Below are 21,643 nucleotides of genomic sequence, written 5' to 3'. Positions count from 1 at the left end.
CGCTACATCCGTTCGGGCGCCGAGACGCCGACGAGGTCGAGCCCGTTGCGGATGACCTGGCCGGTCGCGTCGTTCAGCCAGAGCCGGGTGCGATGCAGGTCGCCGATCGGCTCGTCGCCGAGCGGCAGCACGCGGCAGTTGTCGTACCAGCGGTGGTAGAGGCCGGCGAGTTCCTCGATGTAGCGTGCGACGCGGTGCGGCTCCCGCAGCTCGGCCGCCTGGGCGACGATGCGCGGGAACTCCTGCAGCGCACCGAGGAGCGCCGACTCGGTCTCGTGCTCCAGCAGGTCGGGCGCGAACGTCGAACGGTCGACGCCGACGGATGCCGCGTTGCGGTCGACCGCGCACGTGCGCGCATGGGCGTACTGCACGTAGAAGACGGGATTGTCGTTCGTGCGGCGCTGGAGGATCTCCGGGTCGATCGTGAGCGGCGAGTCGGCCGGATACCGTGCGAGCGTGTACCGCAGCGCGTCGGTGCCGAGCCACGCCTGCAGGTCGTCGAGCTCGATGATGTTGCCGGCCCGCTTCGACAGCTTCGCGCCGTTGACGCTCACGAGCTGGCCGATGAGCACCTCGATGTTCTCGAGCGCGTCGCCGGCGGCCCCGGCGATCGCCTTCAGGCGGTGCACGTACCCGTGGTGGTCGGCGCCGAGCAGGTAGATCTTGTGCACGAAGCCGCGATCGCCCTTGTCGAGGTAGTACGCGGCATCCGCGGCGAAGTACGTGTACGCGCCGTTGGAGCGGCGGATGACGCGGTCCTTGTCGTCGCCGAAATCGGTCGTGCGCACCCACACCGCGCCGTCCTCGTCGAAGACGTGCCCCTGCGCGCGAAGGCGCTCGACGGCGGTGTCGACGTCGGAGAGCGCGTCGTCGCCCCTCACCTGCAGGCGGCGTTCGCTCGTCCACACGTCGAAGTGCACGTTGAATCGCGTGAGCGACTCGCGGATCTCGGCGAGCTGCAGCTCGTAGGCGATCTCGGTGGCCGTGTGCAGCGCGACGTCCTCGCTCAGCTCGGGGAGGTGCGGCTCGCGCTCGAGCACACGACGTGCGAGGTCGGCGATGTAGGAGCCGGGATAGCCGCCCTCGGGCGTGGGCTCGCCCTTGGCCGCGGCGAGCACGGAGAGCCCGAAGGTGTCCATCTGGCTGCCGGCGTCGTTGATGTAGTACTCGTTCGCGACCTCGGCGCCCGCCGCGCGGAGCACCCGGCCGATGGAGTCGCCGAGCGCAGCCCACCGGGTGTGGCCGATGTGCAGCGGGCCGGTGGGGTTGGCCGACACGAACTCGAGGTTGACGACGCTGCCCGCGAGCGCATCGCTGCGGCCGTACCCGGCGCCTGCGTCGACGATCGTCTTCGCGAGGGCGCCGGCGGCCGCGGCATCCAGTCGGATGTTGATGAAGCCGGGGCCGGCGACCTCGGCGCTCGCGACGCCGTCGATCGCGGCGAGGCCGGCGGCGAGCTCGCCCGCGATCTCGCGCGGGTTCGAACGGAGCGCCTTCGCCACGCGCATCGCGATGCTCGACGCCCAGTCGCCGTGCTCGCGGAGCTTGGGGCGCTCGAGCGTCACCTGGTCGGCCGAGAGCTCGAGTGAGACCTCTTCTTCGCCGGCGGCCCTGCGTCGCTCGGCGAACCCGATCACGAGGTCGAACAGGGCACGCGAGAGGTCGTCGGGAGTCACCCGCAAATCCTACCCGGCACGGTTGATAGGGTTCGTCTCATGCCGCGCCCGTCCCGCCTGCTCCGAAACCGCCCTACCGGCCTCGTACTCGTCGCGGCGGCATCCGTCGCCCTGCTCTCGGGATGCGTCGGAGGCACGCCCGAACCCACCGCGACCGCCGCCGCCCCCACGACTGCACCGGCCTCGCCGACCGCCGCGCCCGCGCCGACCGAGACGGCCGAGCCGCCGATCCCGTTCGAGATCTCGTGTGACGCGCTCGTCACCGCCGAACAGTTGTACGCGTTCAATCCGAACTTCGGCGTCGACCCTGGCCACGAGCCGACTGCCGCTGCGGTCGTCGCGCTCGTCGAAGAGGACGCCGGCACGGCGTGCGGCTACCTGAACCAGACGAGCGGCGAGGTCATCGAGGTCGCCGTGGCGACGCCGACCGAGCAGGCCGGCGAGACCCGCAGGAACGACGCCGCCCTGACGAGCAAGCCGGTGCCGACCTACGGCACTCCGCCCGACGTCGAAGGCTACTTCGTCCAGGCGGGAGGAAGCGGTGAGGCGCAGGTCTTCCACGGGCCGTACTGGATCGTCGTCGACTCCCCCGCGCTGTTCGAGCCCGGCGACGCGCAGCAGCTTGTGGCATCCGTGCTCGGGAACCTCCCGGCGGCCTGACGGCTGCCCACGGTTGTCCGAGCCGGGCGCCGCGGAGTGGTAGTCTCTCTAGCTGTGCGCCTCCGTAGCTCAGGGGATAGAGCGCCGGTTTCCGGTACCGTAGGTCGGGGGTTCGAATCCCTCCGGGGGCACGTTCTGCGATGACGGATCCGTCGTCGCCGTGGCCTCGAGTCTGGAGGCACTGATGACGACGTTCGCCGGTTGGCCCGAGGCCGCCCTGGACTTCTACCGGGGCCTCGAGGCCGACAACTCGAAGGCCTACTGGACCGCGCACAAGGCCGTCTACGAGGCGTCCGTGCTCGGGCCCATGCAGGCGCTCCTCGAAGACCTCGCCGGGGAGTTCGGCGAGCCGCACGTCTTCCGCCCGTACCGCGACATCCGGTTCAGCGCCGACAAGACGCCGTACAAGACCGCGATCGGGGCGACCCTCGGCGGCAGCGGCTACGTGCAGCTCTCGGCGACCGGCCTCGGCATCGGCGCCGGATGCCACGTGATGGCCCCCGACCAGCTCGCGAGGTTCCGGGCCGCCGTCGACGCCGAGCGAAGCGGCGACGCCCTCGTCGCGGCGATCGCCGAGGTCGAGTCGGGCGGGGTCGCCGTCACCGCTCACGAGCAGCTGAAGCGCGTGCCACGCGGGTTCGATTCCGAGCACCCCCGCGCCGAACTCCTGCGCGACAAGGATCTCGTCGCCTGGAAGGACTGGCCGGTCGCGCCGTGGCTGCACACGGCGGAGGCGGAGCAGGTCGTCGCCGACGCACTGCGCACCTCGCGCCCGCTCACGCGCTGGCTCGACGAGCACGTCGGACCCTCGACCGCCCCGGCGCGACGGTGAGGCCGAGAACGACACGATCCGCGGATGCCGCGCCCCGCCTCCACCCGTTCGTCGCCGCCGCACAACGAAACGCGCCGCCGGTTCGTCTGAAGAGATGACGGCGGGAAACGCCCGTCGCCGGAGAGGAGCCGGAGTGGGCGGCGCGTGGGACGAGGTGGCGACGACGCTCGTGGCCCGGCGCGGCGACGCGCTCAGCCGCTACGCGTACCTGCTCACCGGCAGTGTCGACGATGCCGCCGACCTCGTGCAGGACGCCCTCGTGCGCACGTTCGGCACGCCGCGGTTGGCGCTCACGCTGCCGCGCGCGGAGGCGTACGTGCGACGCGCCATCCTGAACGCCGTGATCGACCGGTCGCGGCGTGACGGCACCTGGCGTCGGGTACGGCACCTGACGCTCGCACCGGCATTCGTCGAGTCGGCCGCTGCGGCGAGCGACGAACGGCTCGATCTCATCGAGCGGGTTCGCGAGCTCTCGCCGAGGCAGGCCGCGTGCATCGTGCTGCGCTACTACGACGACCTCACGGTCGACGGGGTCGCGCAGACGCTCGGCATCAGCTCGGGCGCGGTGAAGCGATACCTGAGCGATGGGCTGCGAGCCCTCTCCTCCTCGATCGACCCTGCGGGCGCACGCGCCGCGCGGAGCGGAGACAGCCATGTCGGCTCCTGACCCGAACCAGCTCGGCGACAGCCTGAAGCGCGCAGCGGATGCCGCGACCGCGAACGCCATCGACGTCGACGAGGTGCTCCGGCGCAGCCGCGCCAGGCGCTGTGCTCGCCGTACGGCCGTGCTCGGCGCCACCGGCGCCGTCGCCGCCGTGCTCGCGGTCGGCGGTCTCGTGCTCGGGCTCCAGCGAATGGGCGGGCCGACGACGGCGGATGCGCCGGCGTTCGAGTCGGCCGAGTCCGCCGACGTCTCGCCCGAGGCGACCGACGGCGGTGCGTCCGCGGATGCCGCGGATCAGCGGCTCATGGCGCCCGACCAGGTGAACCGCTGCGGTGCGCCGGTCGCCCCGCCCACGGATGCCGCGACGAGCCCCCTTGTCGCGAAGGTCGACGCGCCCGCGGCATCCGTGCGTCCGGCGACGACCAACCCCGTCACGGTCACGATCACGAACGCCGGAACCGACGTCGTCACCGGCACGATCCGCATCGACGCGCCGCTCACGGTCGCCGAGTCCGGCGTCACGGTGTGGCACCACGGCCCGGTCTTCGACCTCGCGCCGCTGCCGATCGCCCTGGAGCCGGGCGAATCGGCCTCGCTGCAGGGGTCGTTCGAGACCCGGTCCTGCGACCTGGCCGGCCAGGAGGACGGCACTCGCTCGACCGTGGCGCCCGGACTGGGGGCCGGCGAGTACGGGCTGAGCGCCGTCGTCACGTTCACCGCGCCCGACGGCGCGATCACCCCGCTGATCTCGCCGCTCGCCGCGATCACCGTCGGCTGACCGCCGCCGCACCGGACGACCGCCGCCCGCGCCGTGGACGCGGCATCCGCCTGCCCAATAGACTCGGGATGGTCCGCTCGGCCGGGGAAAGGCACTGGTGCATGGCATCCGTTCGTCACAGGTCAGTGGCACTGGCGATCATCGCGGGGGCGGTGATCGCACTCGCGGCACCCACCGCCGCCTGGGCTGAGGACCCGGTCGACTTCGACGCGACGCCGATCGTCGACACCGTCGGGGCCCTCGACGGGAGCACCGACGAGGTGGTGGCGGCCATCGATCGCACGGCCGATTCGAGCGGGCGACAGCTCTTCGTCGCCTACGTCGACGAGTTCACGAATCCCGAGGCGGCCGACGCCTGGGCGAACGACACCGCGATCGCCAACAACCTGGGCGCGGAGGACTACCTGCTCGCGGTCGCCGTCACCGGTCGCGCGTTCTACCTGTCCGCGGCATCCGACGCCTCCCTCTCGGCCGAGGAGATCGACCGCATCGGCCTCGAGGTGATCGAGCCCGAGCTTCGCGACGAGGACTGGGCGGGCGCTGCGATCGCCGCGGCCGACGCCCTCGACGGCGGAGCAGGCGGCGGAGGAGGCGGCTGGGGCTGGGGCTGGGTGTGGTTCCTCGTCATCGCGGCCGTCGCGGTCGCGATCATCGCGATCGTGCTCGCCCGCCGCAAGAAGAGGACGCAGGCCGGCGAGGGTGCGCCGGACGGCGTCCCGCCGCCGTCGATCGACGAGCTCCGTCGCGATGCCGGCGGCGCGCTCGTGGCGGCCGACGACGCCATGAAGACGAGCGAACAGGAGCTCGGCTTCGCCGTCGCCTCGTACGGCGAGGGTGCGACCGCCGACTTCCGCGCCGCGCTCGACGCCGCCAAGGCGAAGGTCGGCGAGGCGTTCACGCTCCAGCAGCAGCTCGACGACGCGGAACCCGACACCGACGAGGAACGACGCGCCTGGTACGGCGGAATCATCCGTCTCACGGGCGAGGCCGACGCGCTCCTCGACGAGCAGGCCGAGAGGTTCGACGCGCTCCGGGACCTCGAGCGGAACGCCCCGGCCGAGCTCGAGCGCGTGCGCGCGCAGGCGGATGCCGCACGGGCGCACATCGCCCCGTCGGCCGAGCGTCTCGCCGCCCTCACGCCGCAGTACGCGGCATCCGCCATCGCACCCGTCGCCGACAACCCGGCGCAGGCCGAGGCACGCATGACCTTCGCGCGCCGGTCGCTCGAGGAGGCATCCGCTGCGATCGCCGAGGGACGCCCGAACGACGCCGCCGTCGAGATCCTCGCGGCCGAGGAGGCCGTCGACCAGGCGACGCTCCTCGCCGACGCCATCGAGCGCCTCGCCGCCGACCTCGGCGCCGCCGACGAGGCGGTCGCAGACGGCGTCGCCGACCTCGAGCGCGACGTGCAGACCGCGCGGGGCCTCGGCGACGCGAATGCGGCGGCGCTCGCCGACCGCGTGGCAGCGAATGCCGCGCAGCTCCGCGGGACGGTCGGGGCACCCGGGCGCGACCCGCTCGCGGTGCAGACCCGGATCGAGCAGGTGAACGCCGAGATCGACACCGCGATCGCGGGCGCCCGCGACGCGGCCGAACAACTCGTCCGGGCGAAGGCGCAGCTCGGCCGCAGCCTCACCGCAGCCCGCGCCCAGGTTCAGGCGACCGAGGACTACCTCGTCGCGCGGCGAGGCGCCGTCGGCGCCGAGGCGAGGACGCGACTCGCGGAGGCCGGCCGGCTGCTCGTCGAGGCGGAGGGCGCCGCGACATCCGATCCCGCGGCCGCCCTCGCGACCGCGCAACGCGCGGAGTCGCTCGCCCGTGCGGCCATGTCGCTCGCCCAGCAGGACGTCGGCGGCTTCGGCGGGATGCCGGGCGGCGGCTCGGGCGGCGACGTCTTCGGCGCGGTGCTCGGCGGCATCCTCATCAACTCCGTGCTCGGGGGCGGAGGCGACTTCGGCGGCGGCGGCTTCGGCGGCGGGCGCGGCGGCTTCGGCGGCGGCGGGCGGCGGTCTCCCGGCAGCTTCGGCGGATCCGGCACGCGCTCCCGCCGTGGGAGCGGCGGCCGATTCTGAACGAGATCACGACCCCGGCGACGACCACACCGCGACCACGACCACGACCACGACCACGACCTGACGACGATCCACCGATCACCACGAAAGGGAACACCATGGCAAAGCAGTCCATCTTCGGCCGCATCTCGCAGCTCGTGAGGGCGAACATCAATGCGCTCATCGACCAGGCCGAGGATCCGCAGATGATGCTCGACCAGATGGTGCGCGACTACACGAACTCGATCGCCGACGCCGAGGCCGCGATCGCGGAGACCATCGGCAATCTGCGCCTGCTCGAGGACGACCACCGCGAAGACCAGGAAGCCGCTCGCGAGTGGGGCGAGAAGGCCGCCGCGGCCAGCCGCAAGGGCGACGAGCTCCGCAGTGGGGGCGACGCGTCCGGCGGCGACAAGTTCGACAACCTCGCGAAGGTCGCCCTCAGCCGCCAGATCTCGGCCGAGAACGAGGCGAGGGCGGCCGAGCCGCAGATCGCCGCGCAGACCGAGGTCGTCGACAAGCTGAAGAGCGGCCTGAACGGCATGAAGGAGAAGCTCGTCCAGCTGCAGAACAAGCGCTCCGAGCTGGTCGCCCGGGCGAAGACCGCCGAGGCGCAGAGGCAGGTGCAGGATGCGGTCAAGTCCATCGACATCCTCGACCCGACGAGCGAGATCGGCCGCTTCGAAGACAAGATCCGGCGCGAGGAGGCCGTCGTCCGCGGGCGGGCCGAGCTCGCCGCCTCGAGTCTCGACGCGCAGTTCAACGAGCTCGACGATCTCGGAGAGCTCACCGAGGTCGACGCGCGCCTGGCCGCGCTGAAGGCCGGGGGCTCCTCGCAGGGCGCCATCTCGGGCTGACGCCCGGCACGCGGTGACGGATGCCGCGGCTCACGACGTGTGGCCGCGGCATCCGTCGTCCTCATCGCGGAAGTGCGCACGGTTCGCCCCGCCGCCGAATCAGGCCGGGAGCAGCGCGCGAACGACGCCCGACCGACCCAGCCGGGCGTCCGTGGTGATCAGCAGGCAGTCCAAGGCGTTCGCCGCGGCGACGTAGAACGCGTCTGCGATGCGCACCGCGTCGCGTAGCGCCCACGCCTCGGCGGTCAGTCCGGCGTGACCGAGGCGGTCGATCGGCAGGGTCTCGAATCTCGCGATCGCGGCGTCGGCCGCGCCCGGGCCGAGCAGACCGGTTCGCTGCAGTCGCGCGAGCGCCGATGCGATCTCGACATCGATCAGCTCGGGCGCGACGATCACCTCGTCGCGCACGGTGCCGGCCACCCAATCGGCGTGCCGGCCGCCGACGAGCAACTCGACGACGGCGCTCGCGTCAATGACGAGCATCGAATGCTCGCACGTCGGCGACGAGCGCCGCGCTGTCGAGATCGAGCCGCGGCGAATCGCGCCGGTTGCCGCTCAGCCAGTCGTTCATCGCCGCGATCCGGAGCTCGCGCTCGATCATTCCGGTGACCAGCTGACTGATCGACACGCGCTCGGTCAGGGCCCGCACGCGCAGCGCGTCGTGCAGTGCATCGGGCAGGTCCTTCACCTGAAGGTTCGCCATGGCATGAGAATAGCATGCCGTGCGCATGCGGCTTCGACCGTCCGGCGTTCGGCGCTTCCTCCTCGCTCGACCGCGGCAGCGCTGAGCGCGATACTGGGAACCATGCCCGCCACCTTCGTCGTCGTTCCCCAGTGGCAGGGTTCCGTCTCGGCACGCGCCATGAGCCACGCCGACGGAGCCGCCGCGATCAGAGGTGACCTGCCGGCCTCGGCGACCGTCGTCGTCGACGTGCCGGTCGAGGCCGGGGAGTCGCTCGGCACCGGCGTCCGGCGGTACAGCGCGCTGCGCCGTGTGCGCGAGCTCGCCGAGACGGCGCTGGGCAAGGTTCCCGATTGGGCGCTCACCATCGGCGGCGACTGCAGCGTGTCGCTCGCCGCCGTCGCCCACGCGTCACGGCGCGCGGGCGGCGACGTCGCCGTGCTCTGGCTCGACGCGCACCCCGACCTCAACACGCCCGAGTCCTCGCCGTCGGGGGGATTCGGCGGCATGACGCTGCGCGCGATCGCCGGCGAGGGCGCCGAGGGGCTCGCCCTCGACGACCAGACGCGGATCGCGCCCGGGAGGCTCGTGCTCGGCGGCATCCGTGCGACCGACGACGAGGAACAGCGCTTCATCGACGAACACGGCATGACGGTGCTCACCGTCGAAGACCTCTCCGATCCGGCCCTCGTCGTCGCCGCGCTCGAGCAGACCGGTGCCGCCCAGGTCTTCGTGCACATCGACCTCGACGTGCTCGATCCCTCCGCGCTCGCCGGACTCTCGTATCCGTTGCCGTTCGGCATCGACGCCGCCGCCCTCGCGGCAGTGCTCCGCGCGGTCGCTGCCCGCTTCCCGCTCGCGGGGGCGGCGATCGCCGGGTTCGCTCCGGGCTCGCTCGAAGCCGCGTCCGACGACCTCCCCACGATCCTCAGACTCGTGGCCGCCCTCACGTCCGGCGGCGACGCGGCCCGAGACGCGTGACCTCCGCGGTCGGGGTCGGAGCACCGGCCTAGGCTTGGGTGGAGCCGCCCGGCGCCCGCCGGGATCGGAGGGGAGCCCCATGGAACGCGAGGTGGATGTCGTCGTCCTGGGCGGCGGTCCCGTCGGCGAGAACGTCGCCGACCGGATACGTGCGGGCGGACTCGACGTCGTGCTCGTCGAGCACGAGCTCGTCGGCGGCGACTGCTCCTACTGGGCGTGCGTGCCGTCGAAGACGCTGCTGCGGAGCGCCGCGGCACTCCGCGCGGCACAGCGCGTCCCCGGTGCGGCCGAAGCGGTCACGGGCACGCTCGACGTCGAGGCGGTGCTGCGTCGACGCGACTACTGGGTCTCCGACTGGGACGACCACGGCGCGGTCGCCTGGCTCGAGAGCGTCGGCATCGGGCTCGAGCGCGGCCACGGCCGGCTCGACGGGCCGAGGCGCGTCGTGGTCGAACGCCCCGACGGCACCGAGATCTCCCTCGTCGCACGGCACGCCGTCGTCGTCTCGACCGGCTCCGACCCGGTCGTGCCGCCCATCGCCGGCCTGGCGGAGGCGAAGCCGTGGACCAGCCGCGACGCGACGAGCGTGAAGCACCCGCCCGGGCGACTCGCGATCGTCGGCGGCGGCGTCGTCGCGACCGAGATGGCGACCGCGTACGCCGGCTTCGGCACCGAGGTCACCGTGCTCGCGCGAAGCGTGCTGCTCGGCGGCATGGAGCCGTTCGCCGGCGAGGCCGTCGCGGCTGGGCTGCGCGGGCTCGGGGCATCCGTGCGGCTTGGTGTGGAGCCGACCCGGGTCGAGCGCAACGCGTCGGGCGAGGTGGTGATCACACTCGACGACGACTCGACGGTCACCGCCGACGAGGTGCTCGTCGCGACGGGGCGGAGGCCGCGCACCGGCGCGATCGGGCTCGAGACCGTGGGACTCGAACCGGGCGAGTGGATCGACGTCGACGACACGATGCTCGTCACGCGAGCCGACGGTGAGGGCGACTGGCTCTATGCGACCGGCGACGTGAACCACCGTGCGCTCCTCACCCACCAGGGCAAGTACCAGGGCCGGGCCGCGGGCGACGTGATCGTCGCGCGCGCGCTGGGCCGCCCGGTCGACACGTCCACCTGGGGGGCGCACGTGGCGACCGCCGATCACTCGGCGGTGCCGCAGGTCGTCTTCGCCGAACCCGAGTGCGTCGCGGTGGGACTCACCGCCGCGGCCGCCGAGGCGGCCGGACTCGACGTGCGCATCGCCGAGGTGCCGATGGAGTCGGCGACCGGCGCGGGCATCCTCGCCGACGGCTATGAGGGTCGCGCACGGCTGGTGATCGACGCCGGCCGCGGCGTGGTCGTCGGCGCTGCCTTCGTGGGGCAGGATGTCGCGGAGCTCCTCCAGGCCGCGACGATCGCGATCGTCGGCGAGGTCCCGGTCGACCGGCTGTGGCACGCGGTGCCCGCCTTCCCGAGCATGAGCGAGGTGTGGCTGCGACTCCTCGAGGACCTCGGCCGGCCCGAGGCGGCCGCGTGAGCGAGCGGATGCTCCGGATCCGCCTGACGGACTCGGCGATCAGCCGCGCCGGCTACCGGTGGGCGACCCTCGTCGGCCTCACCTGGGGATTCATCTGGAGCACCGGCCGGATCGAGGTGCGGCGGGGGCTCGTGGTGTTCACGGGCATGCCGAAGTGGACGTTCGGACGCGGCGGATCGTGCGTCGGCGGGTGCTACCTCACCGACACGAATGCCGGCGACGCCGTGCTCGGACACGAACTCGTGCACCAGGCGCAGTGGCGCCGGTACGGCATGCTCTTCCCGCTGCTCTACCTGTTCGCCGGGCGGAACGCGTTGAAGAACCGATTCGAGATCGAAGCGGGCCTCGAGGCGGGCGGGTACCTGCCTACCCCTCGGCGCGGCCGAGCTTCCAGTACCCCATGAAGGCGACCCGACGGCGGTCGACGCCGAGCCCCCTGACGAGGTGGCGCCGCAGGGTCGTGATGGCGGATGCCTCGCCGGCGAGCCACGCGTAGAGTCCGCCGTCGTCGGCGGCATCCGGCACCTCCCACACGAGGTCCTCGTCGGTGAGCGCCGGCAGCCCGCCCACGGCGATCGGCGCATCGGCGACGGCCGCAGCCTCCGTCGGCACGGCCGGCGCCCACGCGTCGGCCCACGCGGTGACCGCTTCGACGAGGCGAGCACCGTAGCCGGTGTTCGTGTCTCCACGCGGAAGCCAGCGCACGTCCACGCCGGCGGGCGCCCGGAGTTCGAGCGCGTCATCGGCCTCGGGCACCTCGAGGAAGACGGCGCCGCACGCGTCGGCGGGCAACTGCTCGAGGATGGCACAGGCCGCCGGCACCGCGGTCTCGTCGCCCGCGATGAGCAGGGTGCGGGCCGTGCCGGGGCGCCACTCCCAGCCCCCCGACTCCTCGTCGCTCGTGGCATCGGGCGCCACGATCAGCATGCGGTCGCCGGGTCTCGCCTCGGCGATCCAGCGGGACGCTGGGCCGCCGTCGCCGTGCGCGACGAAGTCGACGTCGAGCTCGCCGGCCTCCGGACGCGCATCGCGGATCGTGTACGTGCGGATCGGGTTGCGCCGGTCGTCGGGCAGCGCCCGCCAGGCGGAGTACCAATCGGCTTCGGTCGGCACGTCGCCGAATCCGGTGGTCGCCAGCGGCAGCACGACCTTGATGCGCTGGTCGGGGCCGTCCCAGCCGACGTCCCTGAGGTCGTCGGAGCGGAACGTCACGCGCACGAAGTGCGGCGACATCCGCCGGATCTCACCGACCGTGGTGTCGAAGACGCGGTATCCGGGCTTGGCCATGCGAGGTTTCTCCTGTCTGAGAATGGGAACTGCTGCGGGTCAGGCGGTGCGGCGCGAACGCCACAGCAGCCACATGAAGTAGGGCGCGCCGACGACGGCCGTGACGAGGCCCGCGGGCAGCTGCGCCGGGGCGATCACCGTGCGGCCGAGGGTGTCGGCGACGCACACGAGCAGGGCGCCGAGGAGCGCCGCGAGCGGCAGCACGAGCGCGTGGCGCGAGCCGACGAGGGCGCGCGCCGCGTGCGGGGCGACGAGTCCGACGAAGCCGATGACGCCGACGGCGGCCACGGCGGTCGCGGTGAGCGCCACGCTCACGGCCAGCAGGCCGAGACGAGCCGAGCCGAGCCGCACGCCGAGCACCCGCGGGGTGTCGTCGTCGAAGGCGAGCAGATCGAGCTCCCGACGTGCCGATGCCAACAGCGGCACCGAGGCGAGCAGCACGATCGTGAGCGGGATCAGCTGCGGGAAGGTGCGACCGTAGGTCGAGCCCGCCATCCAGGTCAGCGCCTTCGCCGCGTTGTACGGGTCGGTCGCGATGATGAGCATCGAGGTGACCGCACCCGCGGCGGCCGAGACGCCGAGGCCGATCAGGATGAGCCGCGTCGACGCGAGACCGCCGCGGATCGCCAGCCCGAAGACGATGAGGGCGGCGACGGCAGCGCCGACGAGGCCGCCGGTCGTCACGCCCAGGAAGGTCGCAAGCGGCCAGAAGGTGATCACCAGCACCGCGCCCACACCCGCTCCCCCGGTGACGCCGAGGATGGCGGGCTCGGCGAGCGGGTTGCGCGAGACCGCCTGCACGACCGTGCCCGCCAGCGCGAGCGCCGCCCCCGCGAGGATCGCCGCGGCGACGCGCGGCGCACGGGTGTTCATCACGAACTCGACGAGCGGGCCCGCCTGCCCGGTGACCCAGTTCAGCACGTCGCCGCCCAGCAGCTTCGCGTCGCCGAGGAGGAGCGACACGAAGGCGAGCGCGACGAGCAGCACCGCGGATGCCGCGACCACGAGCCCCCGGCCGCGGCGCGAGAGCCCGGCGCCGATCACGAACCCGGTGCCGATCTCCGACGATGCCCGGGCCCGCAGGGCCAGCGCAACGAGGAAGACCGCGCCGAAGATCGTGGTGACGACACCCGTCGGCACGTCGACGGCGGCCTGGCCGCCGAACGCGAGCCGCAGCAGCACGTCGGCGCCGAGCACGACGATCACGCCCATGACGGCGGCGGCGGGGATCAGCAGCACGTGCTTCTGCATGCCGGGCACGCGCACCGCGACGAGGCGCACGATCACGGGCGCGGCGAGCCCGACGAATCCGATCGGCCCGGCGACGGTGACCGCGGCGGCCGAGAGCAGCACGGCGATGAGGATGCCGCACAGGCGCGTGCGGCGCACCCGCACGCCGAGCACGGTCGCGGTGTCGTCGCCGAGGGCGATGAGGTCGAACTGCCGCGCGAAGAGCAGGAGGGCGGCGACGGCGACGAGCACGACGGGCCCGAGCTGGAGCATCGGCGCCATGCCCGTCTGGGCGAGCGTGCCGTTGTGCCACGCGTAGAGGCCCTCGGTGCGCTCGGGGTGGAGCAGGAGCAGCATCGTCGTGAGCGCGGTGAGCGCCAGCGCGATCGCCGAGCCGGCGAGCACGAGGCGCACCGTGCCGCCGCCGCGAGTGCCGGCCGAGAGCGCGAGCACGAGGCCGGCGGCGGCGAGGCCGCCGACGAAGGCGACCAGTCCGCCGCCGGCGACCGGCAGCGCGACGCCGAGCGCGGCGACCGCGACGAGCGCGAGATACGATCCGGCATTCACCGCGAGCGTGTCGGGCGAGGCGAGCACGTTGCGTGAGACGCTCTGCATCACGAGCCCGGCGACGCCGAGCGCGACGCCGACGAGCACGCCGGCCGCGAGCCGCGGCATCCGCGAGGCGACGAGCACGGCTGCGGCCTGGTCGTCGGATCCGCCCGTGAGGAGGCCGAGCAGCTCGGCCAGGCCGACGTCCGCCGAGCCCTGCGTCACGTGCACCGCCGCGAGGAGGGCGGCGACGACGGCGCCGAGTGCGAGTAGGAGCACCGCGCCGAGGCGGGGCCGTGCGGCCCCGCCCGGCGAGCGAACCTGCGCCGGGGCCTTGTCAGGCCGCGAGAGTGTCGACGACGGCATCGATGTAGTCGTTCATCGACGAGGGGCCGCCGAACATCCAGATCCCGTCGGGGAGGCGGTGCACCTTGCCGCTCTGCACGAAGGGCAGCGACTGCCACACCGCGTTGCCCGAGAGCTCGTTCCGGTACGCGTCGGCCTCGCCGTTGGTGATGTAGAGGAACTCGACGTCGCCGACGCCGGTGAGGCCCTCGACGTCCGTCGAGCCGAGGCCGTAGTCGGCGTCGCCGTCACCCGTCCAGGCGTTCTCGAGGCCGAGCTCCTCGGTGACCGCGGTCAGCAGTGCGCCCTCGGCGAAGGGGCGGATCGAGACCTGGCCGCCGCTGGCCCAGGAGTCGCTCATCATGAACGCCGCACCGGCGAGACCGGCCGCTTCGAGCGCGGCCCTGCCCTCGTCGAGCTTCTCGTCGAAGCCCGCGAGCACCTCTTCGGCCTCGGCCTCCTGACCCGTGGCGGTGGCGATGCGCACGAGGTTCTCCTGCATCTGGCCGATGGGGTCGGATGCGTCGGCGCCGCGCACGACGAGCACGGGGGCGAACTCCTCGATCTGGGCGACGACCGACTCCGGCAGGTCGGTGGTGGTCAGCACGAGGTCGGGTGCGAGCCCGGCGATGGCGTCGACCGAGGGCTCGCCGCGCTGGCCGACATCCGTCACCCCTTCGTCGAGCGTCTCGGACTGCACCCAGTCGCCGTAGCCCTCCACGTCGGCGACGCCGACGGGCATCACGCCGAGCGCGACGAGGTTCTCGGCGGTGTTCCACTCGAGGGCGACGACCTTCTCGGCCGGGGCCGCGAGTTCGACGCGCTCGCCGCGGTCGTCGACGATCGTGATCGTCGCGGCGTCACCGGCTGCCGCGCCGGCGTTCCCGGTGGTGCCGCAGCCGGTGAGCAGCAGCACGGATGCGGCGGCGACGGCGGCGAGGGCGATGGTCGGCCGGTTCACGGCAGCTCTGGTCATGGTGTCCTTCGATCGGGGCGCGGGCATGGGTGTCCCGCGCGATGGGGGTGGAGGGTGGGCCGGTGCTAGGCGACGGCGAGTCGTTCGGCCCGCTGCCGGGTGTTGTACCGGCCGATGGGGCACGTCGTGATGCATCCGCGGTCGTCGACCTCGACGTCGACCCGGATGCCGTACGCCGAGCTCAGCACGTCGCTCACGAGCACGTCGGCGGGCGTGCCGACGGCGCGGACGCGTCCGGATTCGAGGAGCACGAGGCGGTCGGCGACCGCGGCGGCCTGGTCGAGGTCGTGCAGCACGACGCCGATGGTGACACCGTGGTCATCGGCGAGTTCGCGGATGAGGTCGAGCAGCTCGACCTGGTACCGCAGGTCGAGGTAGGTGGTGGGCTCGTCGAGGAGGAGCACGCTCGTGTCCTGCGCGAGGCAGCTCGCGAGCCATACCCGCTGCAGCTGCCCGCCCGAGAGCCGGTCGACGGGCTGGTCGGCGAAGGCGGCGACGCCCGTGAGGCCCATGGCACGTTCGACGATGGTCGCGCCGCCCGCGTCGCCCGCGATCCACCTGCCGCGGTGCGGGTGCCGGCCGAACTCGACGAGTTCTCGCACCGTGAGCCCACCCGGGGTGGGGCGGCTCTGCGCGAGCAGGGTGACCCGTCGGGCGAAATCGCGGGAGCTGAGCGAGGCGGCGTCGACGCTGCGGCCGTCGTCGGTCGCGAGCAGCACCCGGCCGGAGTCGGGCGCGTGCAGCCGGGCGAGCGCGCGCAGCAGCGTCGACTTGCCGCTGCCGTTCGGCCCGACGAGCGCGGTGACCTTGCCCGGTTCGAGGTGGAGCTCCGCGCCGTGCACGACCGGTGCACCGTGGTAGGAGAGCGTGAGGTCGAGACCGAGCATGCCCCCACTATAGGTGAGCCTTACCTAACTACGTCAAATCACCAGTTCGGCGGATGCCGGTGCCCACGTCGCATCCGGCGCTCGAGCTGCGCGGCCAGCGAGAAGAGCGTCGCCTCGCCGCCCGGTCGCCCGATGAGCTGCACCCCCATCGGCACCCCCTCGCTCGTCTCCTCGACCGGCACGGTGATCGCCGGAAGGCCCGCCACGTTCACGAACGACGTGAACGGCGTGAACTGCACCTGTTGCGCGAAGTTGCGCTCGCCGTCGTACTGGTCGAACCAGCCGACGCGCGGCGGGGCGAACGCGAGGGCCGGCGTCAGCACGGCGTCGAAGGGGGCGAAGCGACGGATGACCCGCTCCTCGAATCCGGCGAGCCACGCGAGCGCCTCGGCGAGCTGCCTGGCGGGCACGGCCCGGCCGTGGCGGAGCAGCCACCGCGTGAGGGGCTCGAGCAGCGCCTCCGCCTCGCCGTCGACCGGAATCGTCGCGGCGCCCGCCTGCCAGATCGTGCGGAACGCGCCGGGGTACCCCGGTTCGGGCACCGGCGTCATCGCCTCCACCCCGTGCCCGAGCGCCTCGAACGCGGCGATCGCGCGCTCGAGTGCGGCGTGCGCCTCGGGGGCGACGGTGATCTCGTACGCGTCGTCCCACGGCGAATCGATCATCACCCCGAGCTGGAACCGCCCCTCTCCGCGGATGGCTGCACCGAGGAAAGGGCCGTCGTCACCAGGCGCCCGCGTCGCGAACCGGTGCGCGGCCGGATACCCCGCCGGCGCGATCAGGCCGTCGAGGAGGAGCGCGGCATCCGCGACGTTCCGGGCGATCGGTCCGCTGACGCCGAGCCCCGCGAGGCCTGCGAGTCCGGATCCGGCCGGCACCCGTCCGCGCGAGGGTTTCACGCCGACGAGCCCGCACGCCGCGGCCGGGATGCGGATCGATCCGCCGCCGTCGGAACCCGGGGCGAACGGCAGCATCCCGGACGCCACGGCCGCCGCCGCTCCCCCGCTCGAGCCGCCCGCACCGAGCGACGGTTTCCACGGATTCCGGGTCGGCGGTGCGGCGAGGCTCTCGGTGTACGAGGGCAGGCCGAACTCGGGCGTTGCGCTCTTGCCGAGGCTCACCGCGCCCGCGATGTCGACCGCCTGCACGAGCTCGTCCGAGTCATCCGGCACGAAATCCGTGAACGCGCGCGAGCCGAACCGGGCGGGCACCCCGGCGCGCCGATGCAGGTCCTTGTCGGCCAGCGGCAGGCCCCACAGGGGCGCCGCGGTCGGCACATGGTCCGCCACGAAGCGTGCGCGTTCGAGCGCGGCATCCGGGGTCACCGTCGCGAAGGCGCCGATCTCGGGGTCGAGTCGCTCGATCCGCTCGAGATAGCTCGCGGCGAGCTCCACCGGCGAGATCTCGCGCCGCTGCAGCAGCTGATGGAGCTCGAGGGCCGTGAACTCGTGCAACGCGGTCATGCCTTCGAGCCTACGATCGCGCGACGAACCCGGCGGTGCCGTCGTCATCGGCACGCGGCATCCGCCCTACTTCAGGGTCTTCTGGAGCAGCACCGTGCCGAGCCACCGGTCGAACTTGAAGCCGACCCGGCCCATGCGGCCGATCTCGACGAAGCCGAACCTCTCGTGCAAGGCGATCGACGCGTCGGCGCCCTGGTCGGCGATGACCGCGATCATCTCCTTGAGGCCGGCGGCCTTCGACCGCGCGATGAGCTCGCCGAGGAGTGCCCGGCCGAGCCCCTTGCCGGTCGCCGCGGGACCGAGGTAGATGGAGCTCTCGACCGTGAAGCGATAGGCGCGCTTCTGCCGCCACGGCGAGACGAGCGCATAGCCGAGCAGCTGGCCCGACGGCGACTCGGCGACGAGGAAGGGCATGCCGAGCTTCTGGAGGTAGGCGAACTTCGACTTCCATTCGCGCAGCGTCATCGCGTCTTCGTCGAAGGTGACGGTGGAGTTCGCGACGTAGTGGTTGTAGATCTCGCGCACGGCCGGAAGGTCGCCCTGGCGCGCCTGCCGGATCGCGTACTCGAAGGGCGGTTCCTGCGGCTCCGGGTGGCGCAGGTGGCGCGGCAGCACGCGGCGCTGCTGGTATTCCTCCTCGAGCATGGCGCCAGACTACGCCGTCGATGTTTCGAGCGGATGTCGCGAGCGCCGTTCGCGCGATCGGCCGTCAGGCCGGCAGCCGCCAGTCGACGGGCGCGCCGCCCTGCGCCTCGAGGAGCGCGTTCGCACGGCTGAACGGCCTCGACCCGAAGAACCCTCGGCTCGCCGACAGCGGGCTGGGGTGCACCGACTCGATCGTGGGGGTGTCGCCGAGCAGCGGCTTCAGGTTCTGCGCATCGCGGCCCCACAGGATCGCGACGAGCGGGCTCCCGCGGGCCACGAGGGTGCGGATCGCGTGGTCGGTGACCTGTTCCCAGCCCTTGCCGCGATGCGACGCCGGCGCACCCGGGCGCACCGTGAGCACGCGGTTCAGCAGCATGACGCCGTTCGCGCCCCACGGGGTGAGGTCGCCGTGCGCGGGCGGGGTGCAGCCGAGGTCGTCGGCCAGTTCGCGGTAGATGTTCGCGAGGCTCCGGGGAATCGGACGCACATGCGGGTCGACCGCGAACGAGAGGCCGATCGGATGCCCCGGCGTCGGGTAGGGGTCCTGCCCGACGATGAGCACCCGCACGTCGTCGAGCGGGGCGCCGAACGCCCTGAGCACGCGGTCGCCGCTCGGCAGGTATCCGTGCCCGGCCGCCTGCTCGGCGCGCAGGAAGTCGCCCATGGCCGCGATCCTCGGCGCGACCGGTGCGAGAGCGCTCGCCCATCCCGGGTCCATGAGCCCGTCGGCGGCCAGCTCATCGAGTGACTTCGCCACGCTCAGGCCCCGATCGTGCCGACCGCCACGCCCGACTCGGCCGGGAGCACCCGCCAGACGCTGCCCTGCCCGGCGACACGAAGCCCGCCGTCGCCCACGACGAGGACGGTGCACTCGTCGATGCCGAGGCCGCCCTCGACGATCCCGGCCTCCACCGCGGCGACGAGCCGCGAGAGCGTGCCCCACTGGGCGACGTGCACGTCGATCGTGACGTCGACGAGCCCGATGCCGGGGACGACGGTGATCTCGTCGAGGTCCTCGGCGGCCTCTTCGGGCGAGACGGCGACGTCGCCGATGCGCCAGCCGCCGACGAGCGCGCGTTCAGCTGCGATCGCGGCGCCCGCCGAGAACCCGAGGTAGGGCACTCCGGAAGCGACCAGCCTGCGGAGCTCGCCGAAGTGCGGTTCGAGGAGGTCGCGGTACACGGGGGTCAGCCCGCCGCCCACGAGGATGCCGTCGACCTCCGCGAAGGCGGTCGCCGGCACCGCGCCGTCGTGGGCGACGGCGGTGACGTGCGGCTCGAACTCGCCGGCCGGCGACGCGGCGGCGATGAGCCTCGCGGCGTGCTCGTCGTGGTCGCCGTCGCGCACCGACACCACGGCGATGCGCGGCCGGTCGCGCCCGGCCGCCGTGGCACGCAGCGTCGCCTCGACGAGGAACGCCGCATACTCGACGCCGTCGGGCGCATCCTGCCACCCGCCGCCCACGAGATGCACGCTCACGCGACGTCCTCGGTGCCCTCGGCGAGCTCGACGGGAGGCAGGGCCGACCATGGGAAGACGATCCAGTCGTCGGTGCGCCGGTAGTCGAAGTCGGGCTCGAGCACGGTGTGCGACTTCGTGTAGAGCGTGGCGGTGCGCACCTCGGCGCCCTCGTCGCGGATGATCGCCACGACTTTGGCGAGCGTGCGGCCCGAGTCCGAGACGTCGTCGACGAGGAGCACGCGCTTTCCGCCGAGCGCCGGAGCGTCGAGCATCGGCGGATGCAGCACGGGCTCGGGCAGCCGCTCGTCGATTCCCGAGTAGAACTCGACGTTGATCGAGCCGCACGCCTTGGTGCCGAGCGCATACGCGATCGCACCGGCGAGCAGGAGACCGCCGCGGGCGATGGCGATCACGACGTCGGGGCGGAATCCCGAGCGGAGCACATCGCTCGCGAGCGAGCGAGCCGCGTCGCCGAACTCGTCCCAATCGAGGATCTCGCGGCGGATCCCGTCGACGCCCGCCGTGGCGTCGTTCGCATCGAAGCTCATTCCCTCAGGGTAGTCGCCGCGCCCGCGGGGGCGGTCGCGGCATCCGTCTCAGACCCTGCCGTCTGCTGGCGGCTCCCCGTCATGACGGCGCCTGGACGACCCGATGCGCTCGTTGATGAGCGAGATGATCGTCGCCGACGCGGTGCCGACGATCGCCACCCCGCCGGCCATGAGCAGCACCGCGTAGATGCGGCCGGGGATCGTGATGGGATACGTGTCCCCGTAGCCGACCGTCGCGATGGTGACGATCGCCCACCAGATCGCCTCGCCGAAGCTCGTGATCGTCGCACCGGGCGCATCGCGCTCGGCCGCGAGAGTCGCGAGCGCGATGAAGTACACGAACACGATCGCGTAGCTGAGCGCGAAGACGACGATGTTCGTGCGCACCGCCGCGCCGGTCCGGCGCCGCAGGTACGGCACCTGACGGAGCAGTTCGAGCACCCGGAGCGCCCGGAACAGCGGGATCAGGGCCGAGAGCACGTCCACCGGGTGCTGCCAGATGAACGAGAGCCGAGCGCCGGCGGGCGTGAGCAGGATGCGCACGACCACGTCGACGATGAACACGACCCACGCGGTCACGAGCGTCACGACGAGCGTCGACCACACCGGCCCCGCGGAGGCGGGCATGAGGATCACGACGGAGTACGCGACGATGAACAGCACGCCGAGCACGACGAGGGGCGTCGCGGTGCGGTGCTCCCAGCGTGCCCGCGCGGGCGCCGGCGCCGCCATGGCGTCCGCCACCTCAGCCGCCGTCCCGGCGCACCGTGAGCGCGCCCTTCGCGAAGCGGTACGGCGCCGCCTGGGCGACGGGCTTCACGACGATGAGGTCCTGGTTCACGTGCCGGGGCTTCAGCACGGCGCCGACGACGATCTCGGCGATGTCGTCGGCGACGAGCGGTTCGGGCACGTCGTCGTACACCGCGTCGGCCTTCTCGCGGTCGCCGCCGAACCGCACGAGCGAGAACTCGTCGGTCTTCACCATGCCCGGGGCGACCTCGGTGACGCGCAGGGGCTCGCCGTTCAGCTCGAGCCTCAGCACCTCGGTGAGGGCGTGCGCGGCGAACTTCGCGGCGTTGTACCCGCCGCCCCCGACGTAGGCGACGTGACCGGCGATCGAGGTGACGTTCAGGATGTCGGCGACGCCGCGCTCGACGGCCCCCCGGCGCAGCAGCGGCAGCAGGGCGCTCGTGACGCGCTTCAGCGCGAGCACGTTGACCTCGAGCATCCACGCCCAGTCGTCGATCGACGAGGACTCGACCGAGTCGAGGCCCTTCGCGCCGCCCGCGTTGTTGATGAGCGCGTGCACCGGGCCGGTCGCGGCGAGGTGGTCGCGCAGGGAATCGACATCAGGCTGCCGCGTGAGATCGGCCACGAAGACGGATGCCCCGGTCCCAGCGGCGAGCGCGCGAAGCCGCTCCTCGCGGCGGGCGACGGCGACGACCTCCCATCCGGCCGCGCGGAACGCCCGCACGGTGGCCTCGCCGATCCCCGAGCTCGCACCGGTCACGACCGCCCGCAGCACACTCATGCGGCCATTCTGCCGTGC

Annotated in this window: 23 protein-coding genes and 1 tRNA gene; 10 read left to right on the top strand and 14 right to left on the bottom strand. The window is 72.9% G+C overall.

The features are described from left to right. Positions 1 to 2: 2 nt before the first annotated feature. Complete coding sequence (locus tag ACFWN7_RS15045; protein WP_376939648.1) at positions 3 to 1,676, bottom strand: arginine--tRNA ligase; 1,674 nt, start codon at positions 1,674 to 1,676, stop codon at positions 3 to 5. Between the two features lie 39 nt (positions 1,677 to 1,715). Between ACFWN7_RS15045 and ACFWN7_RS15040 the strand changes: the two genes are divergently transcribed. The 7 genes from ACFWN7_RS15040 (at position 1,716) to ACFWN7_RS15010 (ending at position 7,518) form a co-directional block, all read left to right on the top strand. Next, the gene (locus tag ACFWN7_RS15040) at positions 1,716 to 2,336 is read left to right on the top strand and encodes an iron ABC transporter ATP-binding protein (protein WP_376939647.1); all 621 of its coding nucleotides are present in this window, start codon (positions 1,716 to 1,718) and stop codon (positions 2,334 to 2,336) included. A gap of 58 nt (positions 2,337 to 2,394) precedes the next feature. Continuing rightward, positions 2,395 to 2,467: transfer RNA gene (locus ACFWN7_RS15035), tRNA-Arg, on the top strand. Between the two features lie 53 nt (positions 2,468 to 2,520). Beyond that, a complete protein-coding gene (locus ACFWN7_RS15030) occupies positions 2,521 to 3,168 on the top strand; it encodes a DUF2461 domain-containing protein (RefSeq protein WP_376939646.1) in 648 nt (215 codons plus the stop codon). A 133-nt stretch (positions 3,169 to 3,301) separates the two neighbouring features. Further along, entirely contained in the window at positions 3,302 to 3,835 is a 534-nt protein-coding gene (locus ACFWN7_RS15025) for a sigma-70 family RNA polymerase sigma factor (RefSeq protein WP_376939645.1), read from the top strand. Next, on the top strand, positions 3,822 to 4,610 hold the full coding sequence (locus ACFWN7_RS15020; protein ID WP_376939644.1) for a hypothetical protein: 789 nt from the start codon (positions 3,822 to 3,824) through the stop codon (positions 4,608 to 4,610). The genes ACFWN7_RS15025 and ACFWN7_RS15020 overlap by 14 nt, the downstream gene beginning before the upstream one ends. A gap of 101 nt (positions 4,611 to 4,711) precedes the next feature. Beyond that, the gene (locus ACFWN7_RS15015; RefSeq protein WP_376939643.1) at positions 4,712 to 6,682 is read left to right on the top strand and encodes a TPM domain-containing protein; all 1,971 of its coding nucleotides are present in this window, start codon (positions 4,712 to 4,714) and stop codon (positions 6,680 to 6,682) included. Between the two features lie 98 nt (positions 6,683 to 6,780). Then, positions 6,781 to 7,518: a PspA/IM30 family protein gene (locus tag ACFWN7_RS15010; RefSeq protein ID WP_376939642.1), complete on the top strand. Its 738-nt coding sequence runs from the start codon at positions 6,781 to 6,783 to the stop codon at positions 7,516 to 7,518. A gap of 99 nt (positions 7,519 to 7,617) precedes the next feature. On the opposite strand, the gene ACFWN7_RS15005 is transcribed toward ACFWN7_RS15010, so the two are convergent. Next, entirely contained in the window at positions 7,618 to 8,001 is a 384-nt protein-coding gene (locus ACFWN7_RS15005) for a type II toxin-antitoxin system VapC family toxin (RefSeq protein ID WP_376939641.1), read from the bottom strand. Beyond that, positions 7,988 to 8,248 (bottom strand): hypothetical protein, encoded by a 261-nt coding sequence (locus tag ACFWN7_RS15000; RefSeq protein WP_376939640.1) that lies wholly within the window; start codon positions 8,246 to 8,248, stop codon positions 7,988 to 7,990. The genes ACFWN7_RS15005 and ACFWN7_RS15000 overlap by 14 nt, the downstream gene beginning before the upstream one ends. A 75-nt stretch (positions 8,249 to 8,323) precedes the next feature. Here ACFWN7_RS15000 and ACFWN7_RS14995 point away from each other — a divergent pair, with 75 nt between their 5' ends. The 3 genes from ACFWN7_RS14995 to ACFWN7_RS14985 all read left to right on the top strand — a co-directional run bounded on the left by ACFWN7_RS14995 (position 8,324) and on the right by ACFWN7_RS14985 (position 11,107). Further along, positions 8,324 to 9,181 (top strand): arginase family protein, encoded by an 858-nt coding sequence (locus ACFWN7_RS14995; protein ID WP_376939639.1) that lies wholly within the window; start codon positions 8,324 to 8,326, stop codon positions 9,179 to 9,181. Between the two features lie 79 nt (positions 9,182 to 9,260). Next, the gene (locus ACFWN7_RS14990) at positions 9,261 to 10,703 is read left to right on the top strand and encodes a dihydrolipoyl dehydrogenase family protein (RefSeq protein ID WP_376939638.1); all 1,443 of its coding nucleotides are present in this window, start codon (positions 9,261 to 9,263) and stop codon (positions 10,701 to 10,703) included. Between the two features lie 8 nt (positions 10,704 to 10,711). Beyond that, complete coding sequence (locus ACFWN7_RS14985; RefSeq protein ID WP_376939656.1) at positions 10,712 to 11,107, top strand: Fe-S oxidoreductase; 396 nt, start codon at positions 10,712 to 10,714, stop codon at positions 11,105 to 11,107. On the opposite strand, the gene ACFWN7_RS14980 is transcribed toward ACFWN7_RS14985, so the two are convergent. From ACFWN7_RS14980 to ACFWN7_RS14930, 11 genes are all read right to left on the bottom strand, one after another. Next, positions 11,070 to 11,990: a siderophore-interacting protein gene (locus ACFWN7_RS14980; RefSeq protein ID WP_376939637.1), complete on the bottom strand. Its 921-nt coding sequence runs from the start codon at positions 11,988 to 11,990 to the stop codon at positions 11,070 to 11,072. The two genes, ACFWN7_RS14985 and ACFWN7_RS14980, sit on opposite strands and share 38 nt — an antisense overlap. Before the next feature lie 39 nt (positions 11,991 to 12,029). Next, positions 12,030 to 14,135, bottom strand: a complete 2,106-nt coding sequence (locus ACFWN7_RS14975; protein WP_376939636.1) for an iron ABC transporter permease — start codon at positions 14,133 to 14,135, stop codon at positions 12,030 to 12,032. After that, a complete protein-coding gene (locus ACFWN7_RS14970) occupies positions 14,107 to 15,090 on the bottom strand; it encodes an iron-siderophore ABC transporter substrate-binding protein (RefSeq protein WP_376939635.1) in 984 nt (327 codons plus the stop codon). The genes ACFWN7_RS14975 and ACFWN7_RS14970 overlap by 29 nt, the downstream gene beginning before the upstream one ends. 65 nt (positions 15,091 to 15,155) lie before the next feature. After that, positions 15,156 to 15,977 carry an ABC transporter ATP-binding protein gene (locus tag ACFWN7_RS14965; protein WP_376939634.1) on the bottom strand — a complete coding sequence of 274 codons (822 nt, stop codon included), beginning with the start codon at positions 15,975 to 15,977 and terminating at the stop codon, positions 15,156 to 15,158. Positions 15,978 to 16,015: 38 nt separating this feature from the next. After that, positions 16,016 to 17,440 carry an amidase gene (locus tag ACFWN7_RS14960; protein WP_376939633.1) on the bottom strand — a complete coding sequence of 475 codons (1,425 nt, stop codon included), beginning with the start codon at positions 17,438 to 17,440 and terminating at the stop codon, positions 16,016 to 16,018. Positions 17,441 to 17,506: 66 nt separating this feature from the next. Continuing rightward, positions 17,507 to 18,085, bottom strand: coding sequence for a GNAT family N-acetyltransferase (locus ACFWN7_RS14955; RefSeq protein WP_376939632.1), 579 nt, complete (start codon positions 18,083 to 18,085; stop codon positions 17,507 to 17,509). Between the two features lie 64 nt (positions 18,086 to 18,149). Beyond that, positions 18,150 to 18,842: a uracil-DNA glycosylase gene (locus ACFWN7_RS14950; protein WP_376939631.1), complete on the bottom strand. Its 693-nt coding sequence runs from the start codon at positions 18,840 to 18,842 to the stop codon at positions 18,150 to 18,152. A gap of 2 nt (positions 18,843 to 18,844) precedes the next feature. Continuing rightward, complete coding sequence (locus ACFWN7_RS14945; RefSeq protein WP_376939630.1) at positions 18,845 to 19,564, bottom strand: peptidase S51; 720 nt, start codon at positions 19,562 to 19,564, stop codon at positions 18,845 to 18,847. After that, positions 19,561 to 20,094 (bottom strand): phosphoribosyltransferase, encoded by a 534-nt coding sequence (locus ACFWN7_RS14940; protein WP_376939629.1) that lies wholly within the window; start codon positions 20,092 to 20,094, stop codon positions 19,561 to 19,563. The genes ACFWN7_RS14945 and ACFWN7_RS14940 overlap by 4 nt, the downstream gene beginning before the upstream one ends. 48 nt (positions 20,095 to 20,142) lie before the next feature. After that, on the bottom strand, positions 20,143 to 20,838 hold the full coding sequence (locus ACFWN7_RS14935) for a potassium channel family protein (RefSeq protein WP_376939628.1): 696 nt from the start codon (positions 20,836 to 20,838) through the stop codon (positions 20,143 to 20,145). 1 nt (position 20,839) lies between these two features. Next, a complete protein-coding gene (locus tag ACFWN7_RS14930; protein ID WP_376939627.1) occupies positions 20,840 to 21,625 on the bottom strand; it encodes an SDR family NAD(P)-dependent oxidoreductase in 786 nt (261 codons plus the stop codon). Positions 21,626 to 21,643: the final 18 nt, after the last annotated feature.

The organism is Agromyces sp. NPDC058484 (assembly GCF_042720415.1).
Classification (GTDB): Bacteria; Actinomycetota; Actinomycetes; order Actinomycetales; family Microbacteriaceae; genus Agromyces.
The sequence above is the reverse complement of the archived record's forward strand: the minus strand, read 5'-3'. Positions and strand labels throughout refer to the sequence as shown.